The organism is Desertibacillus haloalkaliphilus (genome assembly GCF_019039105.1).
GTDB lineage: Bacteria > Bacillota > Bacilli > Bacillales > KJ1-10-99 > Desertibacillus > Desertibacillus haloalkaliphilus.
Genome location: NZ_JAHPIV010000385.1, coordinates 1 through 368 on the forward strand (window position 1 = coordinate 1; position 368 = coordinate 368).

The 368-nt window shown below is 40.8% G+C and carries 1 protein-coding gene; it reads left to right on the top strand.

Annotation, left to right across the window (positions count from 1 at the left end; translation table 11 throughout):
* The coding region (locus tag KH400_RS22450; protein WP_217228416.1) for a carbohydrate ABC transporter permease at positions 1–368 on the top strand (368 nt) is incomplete at both ends.

Consider the following 368-nt stretch of genomic DNA (forward strand, 5'->3'; position numbering starts at 1 on the left):
TTCCTGGGAAGAAAAGTTTATTTATTTGTATATTAGCTGTCCTGATGATTCCTGGTCAGGTTACAATGATCCTGAATTATTTGATTTTGAATCATTTAGGGTGGTTGAATACGTATCATGGCTTAATTATCCCAGCAATGGTGAACGCAACATTCATTTTTATGATGCGTCAGTTCTTCCTTAACTTCCCGAAAGAGTTGGAAGAAGCAGCAGCTTTAGATGGGCTCTCGCGGTTTGGGACATTTTTCAGAATTGTTCTCCCTATGGCCAAGCCCGCATTGGCTGCGCAAGCAATTTTTGTCTTCATGGCATCATGGAATGACTTTATGCGACCGTTAATCATTATGTCGGATGCTGCAATGTATACG